This is a genomic window from Stenotrophomonas africana (assembly GCF_013004645.1).
Lineage (GTDB): Bacteria > Pseudomonadota > Gammaproteobacteria > Xanthomonadales > Xanthomonadaceae > Stenotrophomonas > Stenotrophomonas africana.
Map to the genome: position 1 here is coordinate 185,023 of NZ_JABEME010000001.1, position 18,614 is coordinate 203,636.

The 18,614-nt window shown below is 67.0% G+C and carries 18 protein-coding genes; 11 read left to right on the top strand and 7 right to left on the bottom strand.

The genetic code is table 11. From position 1 onward, the window contains the following. Positions 1-8 precede the first annotated feature (8 nt). Positions 9-629, top strand: coding sequence for a glutathione S-transferase family protein (locus HLA98_RS01145; RefSeq protein WP_057500248.1), 621 nt, complete (start codon positions 9-11; stop codon positions 627-629). Positions 630-824: 195 nt separating this feature from the next. Continuing rightward, a complete protein-coding gene (miaB, locus tag HLA98_RS01150; RefSeq protein ID WP_049399909.1) occupies positions 825-2,243 on the top strand; it encodes a tRNA (N6-isopentenyl adenosine(37)-C2)-methylthiotransferase MiaB in 1,419 nt (472 codons plus the stop codon). A 99-nt stretch (positions 2,244-2,342) separates the two neighbouring features. On the opposite strand, the gene HLA98_RS01155 is transcribed toward miaB, so the two are convergent. Genes HLA98_RS01155 through HLA98_RS01165 form a run of 3 tightly spaced genes read right to left on the bottom strand, consistent with a single transcriptional unit; the run spans position 2,343 to position 5,352 of the window. Then, a complete protein-coding gene (locus HLA98_RS01155) occupies positions 2,343-3,455 on the bottom strand; it encodes an ABC transporter permease (RefSeq protein ID WP_057500247.1) in 1,113 nt (370 codons plus the stop codon). After that, the gene (locus HLA98_RS01160) at positions 3,452-4,375 is read right to left on the bottom strand and encodes an ABC transporter ATP-binding protein (protein ID WP_057500246.1); all 924 of its coding nucleotides are present in this window, start codon (positions 4,373-4,375) and stop codon (positions 3,452-3,454) included. Before HLA98_RS01160 ends, HLA98_RS01155 begins: the two co-directional genes overlap by 4 nt. Positions 4,376-4,395: 20 nt before the next feature. Continuing rightward, positions 4,396-5,352, bottom strand: coding sequence for an HlyD family secretion protein (locus tag HLA98_RS01165; RefSeq protein ID WP_057500245.1), 957 nt, complete (start codon positions 5,350-5,352; stop codon positions 4,396-4,398). Positions 5,353-5,834: 482 nt separating this feature from the next. On the opposite strand from HLA98_RS01165, the gene HLA98_RS01170 reads away from it, so the two are divergent. The 8 genes from HLA98_RS01170 (at position 5,835) to HLA98_RS01205 (ending at position 12,460) form a co-directional block, all read left to right on the top strand. Continuing rightward, complete coding sequence (locus HLA98_RS01170; protein WP_057500244.1) at positions 5,835-6,821, top strand: PhoH family protein; 987 nt, start codon at positions 5,835-5,837, stop codon at positions 6,819-6,821. After that, the gene (ybeY, locus tag HLA98_RS01175) at positions 6,818-7,303 is read left to right on the top strand and encodes an rRNA maturation RNase YbeY (RefSeq protein ID WP_057500243.1); all 486 of its coding nucleotides are present in this window, start codon (positions 6,818-6,820) and stop codon (positions 7,301-7,303) included. Before HLA98_RS01170 ends, ybeY begins: the two co-directional genes overlap by 4 nt. Positions 7,304-7,351: 48 nt before the next feature. After that, positions 7,352-7,960, top strand: coding sequence for a hypothetical protein (locus HLA98_RS01180; protein WP_057500242.1), 609 nt, complete (start codon positions 7,352-7,354; stop codon positions 7,958-7,960). A gap of 39 nt (positions 7,961-7,999) precedes the next feature. Continuing rightward, a complete protein-coding gene (locus tag HLA98_RS01185) occupies positions 8,000-8,647 on the top strand; it encodes a hypothetical protein (protein WP_232015564.1) in 648 nt (215 codons plus the stop codon). Positions 8,648-8,674: 27 nt separating this feature from the next. After that, complete coding sequence (locus HLA98_RS01190) at positions 8,675-9,232, top strand: hypothetical protein (protein WP_049446457.1); 558 nt, start codon at positions 8,675-8,677, stop codon at positions 9,230-9,232. Positions 9,233-9,296: 64 nt separating this feature from the next. Further along, on the top strand, positions 9,297-10,178 hold the full coding sequence (locus tag HLA98_RS01195) for a CorC family transporter (RefSeq protein WP_005408827.1): 882 nt from the start codon (positions 9,297-9,299) through the stop codon (positions 10,176-10,178). After that, on the top strand, positions 10,175-11,431 hold the full coding sequence (locus tag HLA98_RS01200; protein ID WP_057500240.1) for a lipoprotein N-acyltransferase Lnb domain-containing protein: 1,257 nt from the start codon (positions 10,175-10,177) through the stop codon (positions 11,429-11,431). Before HLA98_RS01195 ends, HLA98_RS01200 begins: the two co-directional genes overlap by 4 nt. A gap of 6 nt (positions 11,432-11,437) precedes the next feature. Further along, positions 11,438-12,460, top strand: a complete 1,023-nt coding sequence (locus HLA98_RS01205) for a magnesium and cobalt transport protein CorA (protein ID WP_049446453.1) — start codon at positions 11,438-11,440, stop codon at positions 12,458-12,460. A gap of 125 nt (positions 12,461-12,585) precedes the next feature. On the opposite strand, the gene HLA98_RS01210 is transcribed toward HLA98_RS01205, so the two are convergent. From HLA98_RS01210 to HLA98_RS01225, 4 genes are all read right to left on the bottom strand, one after another. Then, complete coding sequence (locus tag HLA98_RS01210) at positions 12,586-13,950, bottom strand: NAD-dependent succinate-semialdehyde dehydrogenase (RefSeq protein ID WP_057500239.1); 1,365 nt, start codon at positions 13,948-13,950, stop codon at positions 12,586-12,588. 83 nt (positions 13,951-14,033) lie between these two features. Continuing rightward, a complete protein-coding gene (locus tag HLA98_RS01215; RefSeq protein ID WP_005408823.1) occupies positions 14,034-14,876 on the bottom strand; it encodes an ABC transporter permease subunit in 843 nt (280 codons plus the stop codon). Continuing rightward, positions 14,873-15,805, bottom strand: coding sequence for an ABC transporter permease subunit (locus HLA98_RS01220; protein WP_049446448.1), 933 nt, complete (start codon positions 15,803-15,805; stop codon positions 14,873-14,875). Before HLA98_RS01220 ends, HLA98_RS01215 begins: the two co-directional genes overlap by 4 nt. Continuing rightward, positions 15,802-16,938 carry an ABC transporter ATP-binding protein gene (locus HLA98_RS01225; RefSeq protein ID WP_057500238.1) on the bottom strand — a complete coding sequence of 379 codons (1,137 nt, stop codon included), beginning with the start codon at positions 16,936-16,938 and terminating at the stop codon, positions 15,802-15,804. The genes HLA98_RS01220 and HLA98_RS01225 overlap by 4 nt, the downstream gene beginning before the upstream one ends. A gap of 273 nt (positions 16,939-17,211) precedes the next feature. Here HLA98_RS01225 and HLA98_RS01230 point away from each other — a divergent pair, with 273 nt between their 5' ends. Further along, the gene (locus tag HLA98_RS01230; RefSeq protein WP_057500237.1) at positions 17,212-18,612 is read left to right on the top strand and encodes a flavin-containing monooxygenase; all 1,401 of its coding nucleotides are present in this window, start codon (positions 17,212-17,214) and stop codon (positions 18,610-18,612) included. Positions 18,613-18,614 lie beyond the last annotated feature (2 nt).

An 18,614-nucleotide genomic window follows, 5' to 3' on the forward strand; every position in this document is an offset into this window, starting at 1 on the left:
GCAATGCCATGAATTCACGCCGGATCACCCTGTACCACGCCGCCCGTTCCCGCTCGAGCGGCGCGGTGGCCCTGCTCGAAGCGCTGGGTGCCGACTACCACATGCAGGTGCTGGACCTGAAGGCCGGCGCCAACCTGGCCCCGGCCTACCTGGCCATCAACCCGATGGGCAAGGTGCCGGCCATCGTCCACAACGGCGCGCTGGTGACCGAGCAGGTGGCGATCTACCTGTACCTGGCCGACCTGTACCCGGAAGCCGGGCTGGCCCCGCCGATCGGCGATGCCCTGCGCGGCCCCTACCTGCGCTGGATGGCCTTCTACGGCGCCTGTTTCGAGCCGGCGATGATCGACAAGGCGATGCATCGCGAGCCGCCGCCGCGCCTGATGTCGCCGTACAACGATGCGGAGACCGTGCTGCAGGTGGTCGAGGCCCAGCTGGCGCAGGGCCCGTACCTGCTCGGCGAGGTCATGAGCGCCGCCGATGTGCTGTGGGGCAATGCGCTGGGCTGGACCACGGCCTTTGGCCTGGTACAGCCTGCAGCAGCCACGGCTGACTACATCGCACGGATGAGCGCGATGACCGCGTTCGACCGTTCGCGGCAGATCGATGCGGAGCTGGTGGCGGCGTAAGGCGCCGGCTGGGCTTCCTTTGTAGCGCCGAGCCCACGCTCGGCTGGTTTCAGTAGAGCCAGGCCATGCCTGGCTGCCCCATGGGAAGCGGGAAGAGCAGCCGAGCGTGGGCTCGACTCTACAAAGGGCGCGGCGGGTGGCGCGGGATGCGGGTAGAATTGCCGGCTTTCCCGCCACCCGAATGGATTAAGCGCCATGACCGGGACGCCAGACGTCTTTCCGCCCGCCACGCCGGGCGGTACCCCGCTCGTTGCCCTGCCCGCCGGTCCGCGCAAGCCCGACCAGGTCAAGGGCAAGCTGTACATCAAGACCCACGGTTGCCAGATGAACGAGTACGACTCGGCCAAGATGGCCGACGTGCTTGCCGCCAGCGATGGCCTGGAACTGACCGACAGCCCGGACGACGCCGACGTCATCCTGGTCAACACCTGCTCCATCCGCGAAAAAGCGCAGGAGAAGGTGTTCAGCCAGCTGGGCGTGTGGAAGGGCCTGAAGAACAAGGGCCGCGAGGTCATCATCGGCGTGGGCGGCTGCGTTGCCTCGCAGGAAGGCGAAGCGATCATCAAGCGCGCGCCGTTCGTCGACCTGGTGTTCGGCCCGCAGACCCTGCACCGCCTGCCGGAGCTGATCCGCGCCCGGCGTGAGCAGAAGCGTCCGCAGGTAGACATCAGCTTCCCCGAGATCGAGAAGTTCGACCGCCTGCCGGAACCGCGCGCCGAAGGCGCTTCGGCGTTCGTGTCGATCATGGAAGGCTGTTCCAAGTACTGCTCGTTCTGCGTGGTGCCCTACACCCGCGGCACCGAAGTCAGCCGCCCGTTCGAGGACGTGGTGGTGGAGGTGGCGCAGTTGGCTGCACAGGGCGTGCGCGAGATCAACCTGCTCGGCCAGAACGTCAACGCCTATCGTGGTCCCTATGGCGACGGCGAGTTCGCCGACCTCGGCCTGCTGATCCGTACCATCGCCGAGATCGATGGGGTCGGCCGCATCCGCTTCACCACCTCGCACCCGCTGGAATTCAGCGACTCGCTGATCGACGCGTTCCGCGACGTCCCGCAGCTGGCCAACTTCCTGCATCTGCCGGTGCAGGCCGGCAGCGACCGCGTGCTGTCGGCGATGAAGCGTGGTTACACCGCGCTGGAATTCAAGTCGAAGATCCGCAAGCTGCGCGCGGTGCGCCCGGACATCTCGATCAGCTCGGACTTCATCGTCGGCTTCCCCGGCGAGACCGATGCCGACTTCGAGAAGACCATGAAGCTGATCGAGGACATCGGCTTCGACCACAGCTTCTCCTTCATCTATTCGCGTCGCCCGGGCACCCCGGCTGCGGACCTGGAGGACACCATCAGCGATGCCGAGAAGCACGCGCGCCTGTCGCGCCTGCAGGAGCGCATCAATGCGCATGCCGCCGGCATTTCCGAGAAGATGGTCGGCACCGTGCAGACCGTGCTGGTGGAAGGGCCCTCGCGCAAGAACCCGAACGAGCTGACCGGCAAGACCGAGAACATGCGTTCGGTGAACTTCCCGGCGCCGGCACGCCTGATCGGCCAGTTCGTGGACGTGGTGATCACCGAAGCGCTGACCAATTCGCTGCGCGCGCGGGTGGTGGCGGAATAAGGTGTGCCGACCAACGGTCGGCACCCACCGGAATTGATGCCGACCAACGGTCGGCACCTGCCGGGGTAGTTGTGCATGCCGACCGTTGGTCGGCATGCATTAATCCAATCGTTTGCGGAAACGCAGGATCGCCAACGTCATCATCACCACGATGAAGGCCAGCAGCGCCAGCGCGTCGTGCCACAGCTCCCACAGCGAGGCGCCGCGCAGCATGATGCCGCGCACCAGGCGCAGGAAGTGGGTCAGCGGCAGCACTTCGGCCAGCCATTGCACCGGCCGCGGCATGCCCGCGAACGGGAACATGAAGCCCGACAGCAGGATCGACGGCAGAAACAGGAACAGCGTCATCTGCATCGCCTGGAACTGCGAGCGTGCGCGCGTGGAGATCAGCAGCCCCAGCGCCAGGTTGGCCAATACCAGCAGCACCGCGGCCAGATAGATGTCCAGCAGGCTGCCGCGGATCGGCACCTGGAACAGCCAGGTGCCCAGCACCAGCACCAGGGTGGTCTGCAGCAGGCCGATGGCTGCATAGGGCAGCACCTTGCCGACCATCAGTTCGCTGCGCGACACCGGCGTGGCGATCAGCAGTTCCATGTTGCCGCGCTCGCGTTCGCGCACCACCGCCACCGCCGTGAACATCACCAGGGTCATGGTCAGGATCACCCCGATCAAGCCCGGCACGATGTTCACCGCCGAGCGCCGCTGCGGGTTGTAGAAGCTGGTCACGCTGACAGGACCACTGGCGATGCTGCCTTCGCGCAGGGGACGGGTGTTGCTGGTCGGGCGCATATCCAGCGGCACCTGCGCCAGCTGGATCGCTGCGCTCTGCACCACGGTGTCGCTGCCATCGACCAGTACCTGCACCGCTTCGCGACCGTCGAAGCGGCGACGTTCGAAGTCGGCTGGCACCACGATGCCGACACTGATCTCGCCACGGCGCAGCGCCTGCATCAGCTGGTCGGGCGTATAGGCTTCGCTGCGCGGCGTGATCACGCCGGTGGCGACCATGTCCTGCACCACCGCGCGCGAGGCGGCACTGTTGGCCTGGTCGGCGACACCGGCGTCGAGGTGGCGCAGGTTGAGATTGATCGCATAGCCGAACAGCAGCAGCTGCATCACCGGAATGCCGACGATCATCGCCAGCGTGATGCGGTCGCGGCGCAGCTGCCGCAGCTCCTTGAGCATGATCGCCCACAGCCGGCGCAGGTTCATGCCGCCGGCTCCCGGCCTCGCCCGCGGGTAGCAGCGACGAACACGTCTTCCAGATTCGGCGCCACCGCCTCGATGTGAGCCTGCGGATCGGCGCTGACCAGCGCGCGCCGCACCGCTGGCGTATCGGCGGCCCCCTCGCTGCACAACACGCGCAGCTGGGTACCGATCTGCGCCACGCTCAGCACGCCGGGCAGCTCGGACAGTGCGCGGCTGGCCTGGCGCGGCTGCGCCGACGTGACCTGCAACGTGCGGCCGTCCAGCCGTGCACACAGCTCGGCCGGCGTGCCATCGGCGACCAGCGCACCACGATCCAGGATCGCCAGCCGGTGGCAGCGCTCGGCCTCGTCCATGTAGTGGGTCGATACCAACACGGTGGTACCGGCGTCGGCAAGTTCAAACAGGGCCTCCCAGAAATCGCGGCGCGATTCAGGATCGACCGCGCTGGTCGGCTCGTCCAGGAACAGCAGTTCGGGCGAATGCACCACGGCCCCCGCCAGGGCGAGGCGCTGCTTCTGCCCACCACTGAGCGTGCCGGCCAGTTGTGGTTGGCGGTCCTGCAACCGGTACTGCTGCAGCAAACTATCGACCCGCTGCCGGGCCTGCGCGCGTGGCAGGTCCTGGATGGCGGCGAGGAACTCCAGGTTCTCGCGTACCGACAGGTCTTCGTACAGCGAAAAGCGCTGGGTCATGTAGCCGATGCGCCGGCGCAGCGCTTCGGCCTGCTCGGGAACCGCCAAGCCCAGCACCTCGATCTGCCCGGCGCTCGGTTCCAGCAGGCCGCACAGCATGCGGATGGTGGTCGACTTGCCCGACCCGTTCGGGCCCAGGAAGCCATAGACCTGCCCACGCGGCACGGTCAGGTCGACATTGTCCACGGCCAGCAGATCGCCGAAGCGGCGGGTCAGGCCCTGCGCATGCACCGCGATGTCCGCACCGGTGTTCAGAAGCGCACCTGCACCGGCAGCCCGGCCGGCAGCTTCTGCATGTCGGTGGCTTCGGTCACTTCGATTTCAGCCAGGTAGCTCAGGCGCTCGACGTCGTCGCCGGTCAGCGCGTAGTACGGGGTGAACGTCGGTTCGCTGCGGATCGATCGCACGCGCCCTTTCAGCACCGTGCTCCGACCCTCCAGCTGTATCTGCGCGGCCTGACCGACCTTTACCTGCAGGCGCAGCGGCTGCGGCAGGTAGACGCGCGCATAGGGACGCTCACCGACCAGCATCACCGCCAACGGCGCACCGATCGGCGCCTGGTCGCCCTGCCGGTAGGGCAAGGCATCGACCACACCATCGCGCGGTGCACGCAGCCGCAGCTTCTGCAGGTTCACGCCCTGCACCACCTGCTGCGCGCGCGCGGCATCGGCCGCGGCCTTGCCCTGGGTGATGTCCTGTGCACGGCTGCCGTGCACCCGCTCCAGCCAAGCCTGCTCGGCCGCGCGCGCACTGGCCTCGGCGTTGCCGGCGGCGGCCCGCGCACGGTCCAGTTCAGCAGCAGCGACCAGCTGCTGGCGTGCCAGCGGCTGCACCCGGCGATAGTAGGCGCTGGCTTCGACGGCCTGGGCGCGAAGCGCGGCGAGCTGGGCCTGGGCCTGGGCAATCTGTTCGTCGCGCGGGCCGATCTCCAGCGCTTCCAGCTGTGCCTGCGCGCGCAGCGTATCGGCCTGTGCGGCAGCGAACTGTGCGTCGCCACGGGCGGGATCAAGCTGCATCAACACGGTGCCCGCCTTGACCGGCTGACCTTCGCGCACCTCCACTGCAGCGATCACTTCGGCCGCCGGTGCCGGCACCGTGATCCGGTCCCACTCCAGCGTTCCCAGCGCAGTCGGCGTTGACTGCCCACACCCCGCCAGCAGGCCGATGCCCACCAGTCCGATTCCACGCATCCCGTTGCCGATGCCCATGCCATCCCCTCCAGCGACGGCGACACGGTGCCATGTGCCCCGTGCACCCTCAATGATTCCGATCAGCCCTGACGGTTTTTTCACCACGTGCGGGCAAGCCTTTTGCTGCAAGGCTCCGCACCACCTATCCACAGGTTGATTCGGCATCATTCCACAACCGTTGTGGAAATCCGGCAGGACGTGGCGTTGTTGCTCGCCCGGCAACGAAACCTGCACTGCCATCACGATGAATGCTCCCGTGCAGGCCACCCGCGGCCGTGCTGCGGCAGCGACGAGCGACCATGACGCTTTTTTCACCAGGACCTCATGGGCCTTGTGGCACAAGCATTGCGAAGGTCTATCCACAGGTTTCCGCGCGCCCCGTCCACACCGGGTGTGGAAAACGCTGTATCGACCGTCTGCTGGCCGTGTGCCCCGCACGCGCGCTACCCTTGTCCTCCCTGAATACACTGCGGTGGTAGGCGTCCGCCCCACCCCAAGCAATGAAAAGCATCGATCATCGAGACTTCACCCTGTCGCCGGAAGACAACGAGCGGCTGGCCAACCTGTGCGGCCCCTTCGATGGCCATCTGCGCCAGATAGAGCTGAAGCTCGGCGTGGAGATCGCCAATCGTGGCTTCGTATTCCGCATCAGCGGGCCCAACGAGGCCATCGTCGAGGCGCAGAAGCTGGTTGAAGCGCTGTACGCCGAAGCCGCCGAAACCACCTTCGACAACCACGCCATCCATCTGCGCCTGGCGCAGGCCAATGTCGATCAGATCGCCGAGCGCTCCTATGAAGCGCAGGACGTGGCGATCAAGGTCAAGCGCGGCACGGTGCGCGGCCGCGGCGCCAACCAGGGCCGCTACCTGCACCAGATCGCCACCCACGACATCAACTTCGGCATCGGCCCGGCCGGTACCGGCAAGACCTTCCTGGCCGTGGCCAGCGCGGTCGAAGCACTGAACGAATCGCGGGTGCAGCGCCTGATCCTGGTGCGTCCGGCGGTGGAGGCCGGCGAGAAGCTGGGCTTCCTGCCCGGCGACCTGAGCCAGAAGGTCGATCCCTACCTGCGACCGCTGTACGACGCCCTGTACGAGATGATGGGCGTGGAGAAAGTGGTCAAGCTGCTGGAGAAGAACGTCATCGAGATCGCGCCGCTGGCCTACATGCGCGGCCGCACGCTCAACGATGCGTTCGTGATCCTGGACGAAGCACAGAACACCACCATCGAGCAGATGAAGATGTTCCTGACCCGCCTGGGTTACGGCTCCACTGCGGTGGTCACCGGTGACCTGACCCAGACCGACCTGCCCAAGCACGTGAAGTCCGGCCTGCGCGACGCCATCGACGTGCTGCGTGAAGTCGAGGGCGTCAGCTTCACCTTCTTCGAATCCCGTGACGTGGTCCGCCACCCGCTGGTCGCGCGCATCGTGAGCGCCTACGACCGCCGCGACCTGCATCAGATCCAACCAGGAGCAACTCCATGACCCGTGGCCCCGTGCGACTGGACGTCGCCGTCAGTTATGCCCTGCCACGTGCCGGCCTGCCGGCGGCAGTGAGCTTCCGCAAGTGGGTGGCCGCCGCGCTGAAGGGCCGCATCCGCGAGGCCGATCTGGCCATCCGCGTGGTCGATACCAAGGAAGGACAGTCGCTGAACCGCCATTACCGCGGCAAGGACTACGCGACCAACGTGCTCAGCTTCCCGGCCGAAGTGCCCGAAGGCCTGCCCAAGGGCGTCAAGTTCCCGCTGCTGGGTGACCTGGTGATCTGCGCACCGGTGGTGGCACGGGAGGCCGACGAGCAGGGCAAGGCGCTCAACGCCCACTACGCGCACTTGACCGTGCACGGCGTACTGCACCTGCTCGGCTGGGACCACGAGGATGACAAGGAAGCCGAGGCGATGGAGCAGCTCGAGCGCGACATCCTGGCCGAGCTCGGCATCGCCGATCCCTACGCGGGCGAGCGCTGACACCGGGTTCTGTTCCGAACCCACGCACTCACGGAAGAGGAGCGCAGCATGACCCTGGCCGCACTTGTGCTTGCCGCGCTACTGCAGTCCGCGGCAGGCCGGATGCCCGATCCTGACCGTCCCTCACCGTTCCCCACCAGCGACAGCGAGGCCGACATCGCCGCAAAGATCGCCGAACTACGGGCGTTCTTCGGCAGCAGCGAGCGCGACACCCGCAATATCGTCGCCACTGCCCAGCAACGGGCGCTGATCGAGCGCCTGGAAGCGCGGCACGCGGCACGTCTGGCCGGCATCTGGGTGGACAATGCGAGGGGCTGGACCGTTGTGGTGCGACTGACAGGCGCCGCAGCCGAGGCCGATGAGACACATCCAGGGGCGGATGGCCCGCAACGCGTGCGCTACATCACCGGCGCCGCGATGACCGAAGCGGAGATGCAGCGCCGCCTGCACGCACAGCGGGACTGGCTGCTGGCCCAGCTGCCCGACCTGTTCGGCTATAGCCTGGACGTCAAGGCCGGAGAGCTGGAGGTTGAGCTGCGGGATACCCCAGCCAACCGCGCGACGGCGGCGGGCGTACGCGACCACCTGCAGGTGCAGCTGGGCTACCCGGTCAGGCTGCGCTGGTACCCAGCGACCACGCGCTGGAATCCGCCTTGACTGCGCCCGGGCTGGAACGCCCGCCCATGCGCTGCGCTATTGTTCAACACCGGCCAGGACGCGGAAGGAAAAAGGATGAACCCAGGGTACGGTTTCACGACGATCATGGTGGCTGCCGGTCTTTTCGCCACTCTCTTGGTGCTGGGCGCGCATGCCGTGCGCCGTGTCAGTGCACGCGACCCCAGCGGGCGGCACTGGCTGCTGCGCACGCTGGCACTGCTGTCACCGGCGTGCGTCATTGCCAGTCTGGCGGTCGGCGTGATCGGGCCTCACCTGCTGCTGCAGCGGCACGGGATGAGCACCACGATGGGCCTGGTGACGAGCGCGCTGCTGCTGATGCTGATGGGCGCGCTCACCGCGCCGGTGGCCTGGCGCGTGGTGGTCCAGCAGCGCCTGCGGCGCTCAGCGGCGACCCTGCCGTTCTTCCATGCGTCAACCGCCTCACTCTGGCTGTTGTACGCGCTCTGCGCGATGTACATGCCACTGGCGAAGGCCGCCGAACCGGCACTGATGCCCTGGTTCGAACAATCGGGCCTGCTGCCGTTGGCGGCCCGCGGATTGGTCACGGTCCTCCACGCTTCGATGCAGGCGGTGCTGCTCACCCTGCCGGTGATGGGGCTACGCGCCCTGCTGACCCGCGGCAGCCGCAGCAGCAAGGCTGAGAACCCGCCCCCGTCACCGTTATGATGTCCGGCCCGCCTGCGGAACCTGCCCGTGTCCCTGCGTTGCTGCCTGCCCCTGCTGTGTGCCTTTGCGGTGCCTTCGGCCCTCGCCTCCAGTCTTGACCTGCCGGCCCTGATCGAATGCCGCCAGGGGGTGGCCGAGCAGGCCGCGCTGGCGCCGCTGCTGGCCGATCCGCTGAAAGCCGTGGCCCAGGGCCTGCAGCCGCTGCCGCAGGGCAACCAGTTCATGAGCGAGTACCGGCTGGCCAGCCCGATCACCGTCTTCGGGCAACAGACCGAGCGGGTGGCGGTGGCCGGCGCCAGCATCATGGCCGTCCTCGACCAGGCTGACCCACGCCCGCTGGCAAAGCGCCTGGCACTGGAGACCGCCTACGACCAGGACGGCAAGTTCATGGCCGGCCGCGAGCTGGTCAGCCGCGACGTGACCGACCCGAAGACCGGCGAGGCCCAGATCGAGTCGATCATCCTCAGCGTCTCCACCGTGGCCTCCCACCCTGGCAAGACTCTGGCCGGCTGCACCTACAGCCTGGACCTGCCCGAGGAGGAGCCGGCCCCTACCGCCCCTGCCCCGGCCACCGGCAGTCACTGACAGGCCGTCACATCCTGCTAGACTTGGGCCAACGCCCGGCCTGCCGGGTGCCTTTTTTCCAGAGATGTCAGAAGACGACAGTAGTAGCTCCCCTGCGGAGCACAGTGAAAAGAAGCGCGGCTGGCTTGAACGCCTGACCTCCGCCTTCTCCGGCGAACCCCATACCCGCGACGAGCTGGTCGCTGTCCTGCACACCGCGCAGGAAGAGGGTCTGATCGCCGCCGATACCCTGAAGATGATGGAAGGCGCCATTTCGGTGGCCGAGCTGACCGTGGGCGACGTGATGATTTCGCGCTCGCAGATGGTCTCGCTGCCGGTTGAAGCGCCCTTCCTGGAACTGATGAAGCAGGTGGTCGAATCCGGCCATTCACGCTTCCCGGTGCACGGCGAGAACAAGGACGACATCCTTGGCATCCTGCTGGCCAAGGATCTGCTGCGCGGTGTGGTTGCCGACAACGGTCCGGCCAACGTGCGCGAGCTGCTGCGCCCGGCGGTGCTGATTCCGGAGGCGAAGAAGCTCAACGTGCTGCTGAAGGAGTTCCGCCTGTCGCGCAACCACATGGCCATCGTGGTGGACGAGTACGGCGGTGTCGCCGGCCTGGTCACCATCGAGGACGTGCTGGAACAGATCGTCGGCGAAATCGACGACGAGCATGACGAGGCTGAAGATCCCTCGGCGCAGATCGCCATCCAGTCCGACGGCCAGTACGTGGTCGACGCGCTGACCCCGATCGGCGACTTCAACGAGCGTTTCGGCGCGACGTTCTCCGACGAGGACTACGACACCATCGGCGGCCTGGTCACCGAGGCCGTGGGCCATCTGCCGGAAGTCGGTGACGAGCTGGCGCTGGACCGTTTCATGTTCCGCGTGGCCCGCGCCGATGCGCGCCGGGTACAGGCCTTCCACGTGACCGTGCTGCCGCCGGACGCGCAGGACGACGCTTGAAGCGCCGCGGCCTGATCCTCATGGTGTGGCTGGCACTGTGCGTGCTGGCCATGGCCCTGCCGTTGGCCGCCTTCGCGCAGCCGGCGGCAGCCACGCCTGCACCAACTGCACCCAGCGCCAGCACCGAGGTTCCTGCCCCGCGCATCGGCGTGGTGACCATGCAGCCGGGCACGGTGTTCTTCGAACGCTTCGGCCATGACGCCATCGTGGTGCTTGATCCGGTCAGCGGCGAGGCAACTTCGTACAACTTCGGCTACTTCGACCCGTCCGAGGACGATTTCATCAGCCGCTTCGCACGCGGCGACATGATGTATTACCTGGTGGCGCTGCCGCTGCAGCAGGATCTGTCGTACTACGACGAGACCGGCCGCGGCGCCAGCGTGCAGTGGCTGGACCTGCGCCCCGACCAGGCACGTGCGCTGGCTGCAGATCTGGCCGAGCGGGCCAGGCCGGAAAACGCGCGCTACCACTACGACTACTACACCGCCAACTGCGCCACGATGGTGCGCGACACCCTCGACAAAGCACTGGGTGGCGGCCTGCAGTCGCAGCTGGCCGGGCGCTCGCGTGGCAATACCTACCGCAGTGAATCGGTCCGCCTGGCGTCGCCGGCACCGTGGATGTGGCTGGGCTTCGATGTAGGCCTCGGACCGTTCGCCGACCAGCCGCTGTCGCGCTGGCAGGAAGCCTTCGTGCCGATGCGCCTGGCCGATGCGCTGCGCCAGGCACGCAACAGCGACGGGCGTCCGCTGGTGCAGTCCGAACAGGAGCTGCTGCCGCACCGTATCGATCCGGAGCCGAAGGAGTTCGCACGCCGCTGGTGGCCGTGGCTGCTGTGCGGCCTGGTGATCGCCGCTGGCGTGCTGGCGCTGCGCAACCGCCCGCGCCTGCTGGCGGGGCTGGCACTGCCGTTCTGGCTGCTGTGCGCCCTGTTGGGTGGCGTGCTGGTGTTCCTGTGGGGCTTCAGCATCCACTACGCCGCCTGGGCCAACCGCAACCTGCTGCTGCTCTCGCCGCTGGCGGTGCTGCTGCTGCCGGGTGCGATCGCCCTGCTGCGCCGGCGCGTGCCGGGCCGCATGTTCAGGATCGTGCTGTGGCTGCTGGCGGTACAGGCAGTGGCCGCGCTGGTGCTGCACTGGCTGAGCCTGCAGGCACAGTACAACGTGCAGTGGATCGTGCTGCTGTTGCCGGTGCACGTGGCGCTGGCCTGGGTGCTCGGGCGCCGTCCTCACTTGTCCGAAACACAGCCCTGACGCACGATGGCGGGCATGTCATTGCCCGCCTCCGCTTCCGCCCCTGCTTCGGCCAACCCCGCCTGCGTCATCAACTGCGTCCACTACGATGACGAAGGCAAACGCCACGACATCAGCCTGGACGCCATCAGCGATGTCATTGCCAGTGGCAATGGTTTCGTCTGGGTTGGCCTGTACGACCCCAACGACGATGTACTGCTGAAACTGCAGGAGGAATTCTGCCTGCACGACCTGGCCATCGAAGATGCGCGCAACGCGCACCAGCGGCCCAAGGTCGAGACCTACGGCAATTCGATGTTCGTGGTGGTGACCACCGCGCAGATGGTCGACGAGCGCATCCAGTACGGCGAAACCCATGCCTTCCTCGGCCCGCGCTTCCTGGTGACGGTGCGCCATGGCGCCTCGCTGTCCTACGCACCGGTGCGTGCGCGTGTCGAACGAGAGCCGCAGCTGCTGAAGATGGGCCCCTCGTACTGCCTGTACGCGGTGGCTGACTTCGTGGTCGACAACTACCTGCCGATCGTGCACCGCTTCCGCGACACCCTGGACCTGCTGGAAAAGGACATCTTTGCGGACAACTACAAGCGCAGCACCGTGGTGCGGCTGTACGAACTCAAGCGCGAACTGAACAAGATGCGGATGGCGGTGGCGCCACTGCAGGATGTACTGGCGCAGCTGCGCCGCTACCAGGGCGAACTGATCCCCGACGAAGTGAAGCTGTACATCCGCGACGTGCACGACCATGCGGTACGCATCAGCGATGTGATCGACACCCTGCGCGAGATGCTGGGCACCGCACTGAGCGTCAACCTGTCGCTGGTGACGCTGGCGCAGGGCGAGACGGTCAAGCGCCTGGGTGCATGGGCGGCGCTACTGGCGGCGCCGACGCTGATCACCAGCTGGTACGGCATGAACTTCAGCCACATGCCGGAGTTGAACCAACCCTGGGCCTACCCGCTGATGATTGTTGGCGTGGGTGGCGTGTGCGTGGGCCTGTACCGGTTGTTCAAGCGCGCGAAGTGGTTGTAGCGCGTATCGACCAACGGTCGATACCCACCACACCGGTATCGTGGCGCATGACCCGCATCTGGTAGCGCCGGCCGCTGGCCGGCAACCCGGTAATGCCGGCCAGCGGCCGGCACTACCGTTCGGGATCAAGCCACGTAGACGGTCTTGATGTTCATGAACTCATGGATGCCATGGTCGGCCAGCTCCCGGCCGAAACCGGACTGCTTGCTGCCGCCGAAGGGCAGCCGCGCATCGCTCTTGACGATGGCGTTGACGAACGCGGCGCCGCATTCCATGCGCTGGGCGAAACGCTCACCGCGAACCGGGTCGCGCGTCCACACGCTGCCGCCCAGGCCGAAGCGGGTGTCGTTGGACACGCGCAGTGCCTCGGCCTCATCAGCAACCCGGATCACCGCAGCCACCGGGCCAAACAATTCCTCGTCATACGCCGGCATGCCCGGACCGACCTGATCGAGCACCGTGGCCGGATAGCCGGCATGCGTGCCCGCAATCGGCTCACCACCCACCAGCACCCGTGCGCCCTTGGCCACGCTGGCCTGCACCTGCTTGTGCAGTTCGTCGCGCAGGTCGGCACGGGCCATCGGCGCCAGCGTGGTACCGCGCTCGTCGGGATCACCGTACTGGCGCTCGGCCGCGGCTTCAACGAAGCGGCGGGTGAATTCATCGGCCACCGCATCGACCACGATGAAGCGCTTGGCCGCAATGCAGGTCTGCCCGCTGTTGTCGAAGCGCGACTTCACCGCCGCCGCCACGGTCTTGTCGAGATCGGCGTCATCGAGCACCACGAAGGCATCGCTGCCACCCAGCTCCATCACCGACTTCTTCAGCTGGCTGCCGGCATTGGAGGCGATCGAGCGCCCTGCCCGCTCGCTGCCGGTCAGTGTCACCGCCTTCACCCGTGCGTCGCGCAGCACCTCGGCCGCCTGGTCGTTGTCGATGTGCAGCACGTCGAACACGCCATCAGGCAGGCCTCCGTCACGACACACCGCAAGGATCAGGTCAGCGCACTGCGGCACGTTGCTGGCGTGCTTGAGCAGGGCGACGTTGCCAGCCATGAACGCCGGGGCGAGGAAACGGAACACCTGCCAGATCGGGAAATTCCACGGCATCACCGCGAACACGCAGCCGATCGGTTCATAGCGCACGTAACTGCGCTGGGCTTCGGTATCGATCAGCTGCGGCTTGAGATAGTCGGCCGCGTGGTCGGCGTAGTACTCGCAGGCGGCAGCGCACTTGTCGACCTCGGCCAGCGCCTCGGCCTTGAGCTTGCCCATCTCGTGCGTCATCGCCTGCTGCAGGTCGTCGCGACGCGTGCGCAGCTGCGCGGCGATCTGGCGAAGGACGGCGCCGCGATCCTGCAGCGAGCGATCGGCCCAGCCGGGGAAGGCATCGGCGGCGGCCTGCAGGCGCTGCTCGATGTCAGCAGCGCCCATCAGTTCATGGCGGTAGGTCACCTGGCCGGTGGCCGGGTCGATGATCTCGACGGTCATGGGGGATCTCCATCTGGAAGACCCCCATTGTGCGCCGCTGTCCGTGAGCCGGGTGTTGCCGGCGCTGTCGACAGGCCGTGTACTCAGCCGTTGTCCTGCCGCGCCAGCTGCAGGTCGCGCTGGCGCCGCTTCTCGGCGCGGGCGTTGATGTACCAGCCGATCACCGCAGCGATCGACACCGCCGACACCAGCAACGTGGCCAACGCGTTGATCTTCGGACTGATGCCCATGCGCACCGAAGCGAACACCTTCATCGGCAGCGTGGTCGAGCCCGGCGTGGCGACGAAGCTGGCCACCACCACGTCATCCAGCGACAGAGTGAACGCCAGCAGCCAGCCCGCCACCAGCGCCGGCGCAATGATCGGCAGGGTGATGCGGCCGAACACGGTCAACCGACTGGCACCCAGATCCATCGCCGCTTCCTCCAGGGACAGGTCCATTTCCTGCAGGCGCGAAGACACCACCACGGTGACAAAGCACAGGGTGAAGGTGACGTGGGCGATCCAGATGGTGGCCAGGCCGCGCGCCGGGAACCCGGGAATCGCGCCCATCGAAGCCAGCAGCGCCATCAGCGAGAAGCCCAGGATCACATCCGGCATCACCAGCGGCGCGGTCACGAGCGCGCCGAACAGCGGCTTACCGCGGAAGCGCTTGAAGCGGGTCATCACCATCGCCGCCAACGTGCCCAGCACGGTGGCCGTGCAGGCAGTCCAGAACGCCACCACCAGGCTGGTCCACATCGCATCCATCAGCGCGCGGTCGGCGAACAGGTCACTGTAGGCACGGGTGGAGAACCCGGCCCAGACCATCGCCAGCCGCGAGCTGTTGAACGAGTAGAACATCAGCAGCAGGATCGGCAGGTACAGGAAGGCGAAGCCGAGCAGCAGCACACCCAGCCCCAGGCCCTTTGCGCTACGCGGGCTCATGCTTGTTTCCCCTCCAGCAGGCGCTGCTGGGAACGGTTGAACAGCAGGATCGGCACCAGCAGCAACAGGATCATCGCCACCGCCATCGCCGAGGCGCCCGGCCAGTTGCGGTTGTTGAAGAACTCGTTCCACAGCTGGCGGCCCACCATCAGCGTTTCCGAGCCACCCAGCATTTCCGGGATCACGAATTCGCCGATCGCCGGAATCATCACCAGCATGCAGCCGGCGATGATGCCGGCCTTCGACAGCGGCAGGGTAATGCGCAGGAACGCCTGCCACGGCTTCGCACCAAGGTCGTAGGCGGCTTCCAGCAGCCGGTGGTCATGCTTGACCAGGTTGGCGTACAGCGGCAGCACCATGAACGGCAGGTAGCAGTAGACGATGCCGATGTAGGCCGCGGTGGGCGTGTCGATCAGCTGCAGCTTGGGCAGGCCCATCGACGTCATCAGCGTCTGCAGGCCGGTGAACTGCAGGAACTGGTCGAGCAGGCCGTTGCGGTCCAGGATCGCCTTCCACGCATACACGCGGATCAGGAACGAGGTCCACGACGGCAGCACCACCAGCATCATCGCCACGTTGCGCGCGGCCGGTGACAGGCGGGCGATGGCATAGGCCATCGGGTAGCCGATCAGCAGCGTGAAGAAGGTGGAGATGGCCGCGATCCTGATCGAGCTCAGGAACGCCTGCGCATAGATCGAATCGCGGAACAGCGCCAGGTAGTTTTCCAGGTTCAGCTTCAGCGAGAAGCCGCCGTCGGCGTACTGCAGCAGCCAGGTGTACGGCGGCGAGCCGACCCGGCTGAGCGAGAAGCTGATCATCAGCACGATCAGGAACGGCACCGCGAAGAACAGCAGCAGCCACAGATACGGAATGCCGATCACCGTGGCACGCAGCCCCGGCAGCCAGCGCTTCAGGCCGGCCGTGCTCATGAGGTCAGCACCACGCCGTCGTTGTCACGCCAGTGCACCCACACCTCGTCGCCCCAGGTCAGGCCATCGCTGGCCCAGCGCTGCGAGTTGGCGAAGTTGGCCAGCACTTTGGCGCCGCTGGGCAGGCGCACGTGGTAGACCGAATGGCTGCCGAAGTAGGCGATGTCCTCGATCACGCCCTGCGCCTTGTTGGTATGCCCTTCCGGCTCGTCCTTGCCGATCATCACCTTCTCGGGGCGCAGCGCGAACGCGACCGGCTGCCCTTCGTAACAGGTGATGCCATGGGCGATGTAGATCGGTGCCGGGAACAGCGGCGAGCGCACGGTCACGTATTCGGGCAGGTCCTCGTCGATCACCCCGTCAAACAGGTTGACCGAACCGATGAACTCGGCGACGAAGCGGTTGGCCGGCTGCTCGTAGACCTCGTCCGGCTTGCCGACCTGCTGGATCCAGCCGGCATCCATCACCGCGATGCGGGTGGCCATGGTCATCGCTTCTTCCTGGTCGTGGGTGACCATGACGCAGGTCACGCCCGACGATTCGATGATGCTGACCAGTTCCAGCTGCATCTGCGAGCGCAGCTTCTTGTCCAGCGCACCCATCGGTTCATCCAAAAGCAGCAGCTTCGGCCCCTTGGCCAGCGACCGCGCCAGCGCCACGCGCTGCTGCTGGCCGCCGGACAGCTGGTGCGGCTTGCGCTTGCCGAGGTGGCCCATCTGCACCAGGTCCAGCATTTCGCCGACGCGCTTGCTGATCGCGTCCTTGCCCAGTCCGTCCTGCTTCAGGCCGAAGGCAATGTTCTGCTCGACCGTCATGTGCGGGAACAGGGCGTAGGACTGGAACATCATGTTGACCGGCCGCTGGTACGGCGGCAGTGCGTCCAGGCGCTGGCCATCGAGGGTGATGCTGCCCTTGGTGGGCGTCTCGAAGCCGCCCAGGCAGCGCAGCAGGGTCGACTTGCCACTGCCGGAGCCACCGAGCAGGGCAAAGATCTCGCCCTTGCGCACGTCCAGGTTGACGTCGTCGACGGCGACGAAACCGTCGAATTCCTTGCGCAGGTCACGAATGGAGAGATAGCCGGGCGCACCGGTCGTGTCGACGACGGCGGCTACCGGCTGGGCTTCAACGGGCATGGGGGCTCCGGGAGCGGGCGGTGGACAGCGGCCGCCATTCTAACGGCCGGGGGCCGCAGGGGATATGACGGGAGCAGGTGGAAGCGGCCGGAGGGGGGCCCCGGGGCCCCTAGGGGTGTCGGTTTTCCCCCGCCATGGTGGCCTGTGCGCTCGAAGGCCCCGGCTCCCCTGGACCATCCTGCGCCCGTCCCGGCCAGACACCACGGGCGACGGCCCGATCTGCAACGTTTTTCAGAACCGGATCTGTTGAAGGCCTGGGCCATTGCCCGCGCAATGGCCCGGATCAAAGCCTTGCATGGACCCACACTGGTGATTTCTCCGGACAGCTCCTCCCCCTTCCCGCCCCGCCTGCCGGGCGCCCTGCCTGCAAGGCTGCCGCTGGTCATCATCGGCGCCGGCCAGGCCGGGTTGTCCCTCAGTGCGCTCCTGCAGGAGGCCGGCGTCGAGCATCGCGTGCTGGAGGCCGAAACCGTGGGCGCCAGCTGGCAGCGGCGCTGGGAGTCTTTCCAGACCAACACTGCCAACGCGACGATGGCCCTGCACGGTCATGCCTATGCCGGCGATGATCCGGAAGGCTTCATGGGGGCCCCGGAGGTGATCCGGCGGCTCCGCGACTATGCCGACGAGCGCGCGTTGCCGATCAGCGAGGGGTGCGTGGTGCGCCAGGTCGCGCCTGAGTCCGGCGGCTATGCCATCGACAGCAGCCAGGGGCTGGTCCACGCCCGCGCGGTGGTGGTCGCCACCGGTGAATATCGCCGCGCGCGGATGCCCCGGGTGCCCTTCGCGCCCGCGTCAGGCCTCACCGTGCTGCACTCTGGGGACTACCGCAGTGCCCGCCAGCTGCCCGATGGCGCCGTGCTGGTCATCGGCGGTGGGCAGTCCGGCGCGCAGATCGCCCAGGATCTGCGCGACAGCGGTCGCAGCGTGTACTGGTCACTGGCCCAGCGTCATTCGCATACCCGCCGGCTGCGCGGCAAGGACTCGATGACCTGGTGGGACATGGCCGGGCGCATCCACCAGCATGTGAGTGAAGCGGCCGCCGTACTGGCCGGAGAACCGGATGCGCTGCGCAAGGCCCGCACCGCGGAGTTCCCGCTGATTTCCGGCAAAGGACGTGCTGGCCTGGGCAGCTCGATCAGCCTGCTGGCGATGCACCGCGCTGGCATCAGGTTGCTGGGCCGGTTGCAGGAATTCAGTGGAAACATCGCCCGCTTCGCCGATGTCCGTCCGCAGCTGCGCACCGCGATCGAGGCGACACGGACCGAATATGCCTATCTCGATTCGCTGGCCAGCGCGTACTACGCAACGCGGCCCGAACCGCGCACCGACGATGCCCGCTACATTCCCGAAGAGGTCTACCTGCACTGGGAGCCGGAACCGTCGCCGTGCGAGCTGGATCTGCAGGCCGCAGGCATCCGCTCGGTGGTGCTGGCCACCGGCTTCGTCGCCGAATGGCCGTGGCTGGACGTGCAGGGCGCGCTGGATGCACACGGTTATCCGCTCGGAGAGTTCGGCGTTTCACCGCAGCCAGGGTTGTTCTTCATCGGCATGCACAACCTGCAGCGGATGAGTTCATCGTTCCTGTGCAACGGCGGCCGCGATGCACGCGACCTGCTGCCGGCCATCCTGCAGCACCTGGGCCGAAGCGGGAGTACCGGCTCCGGCGCAGGGTAAGG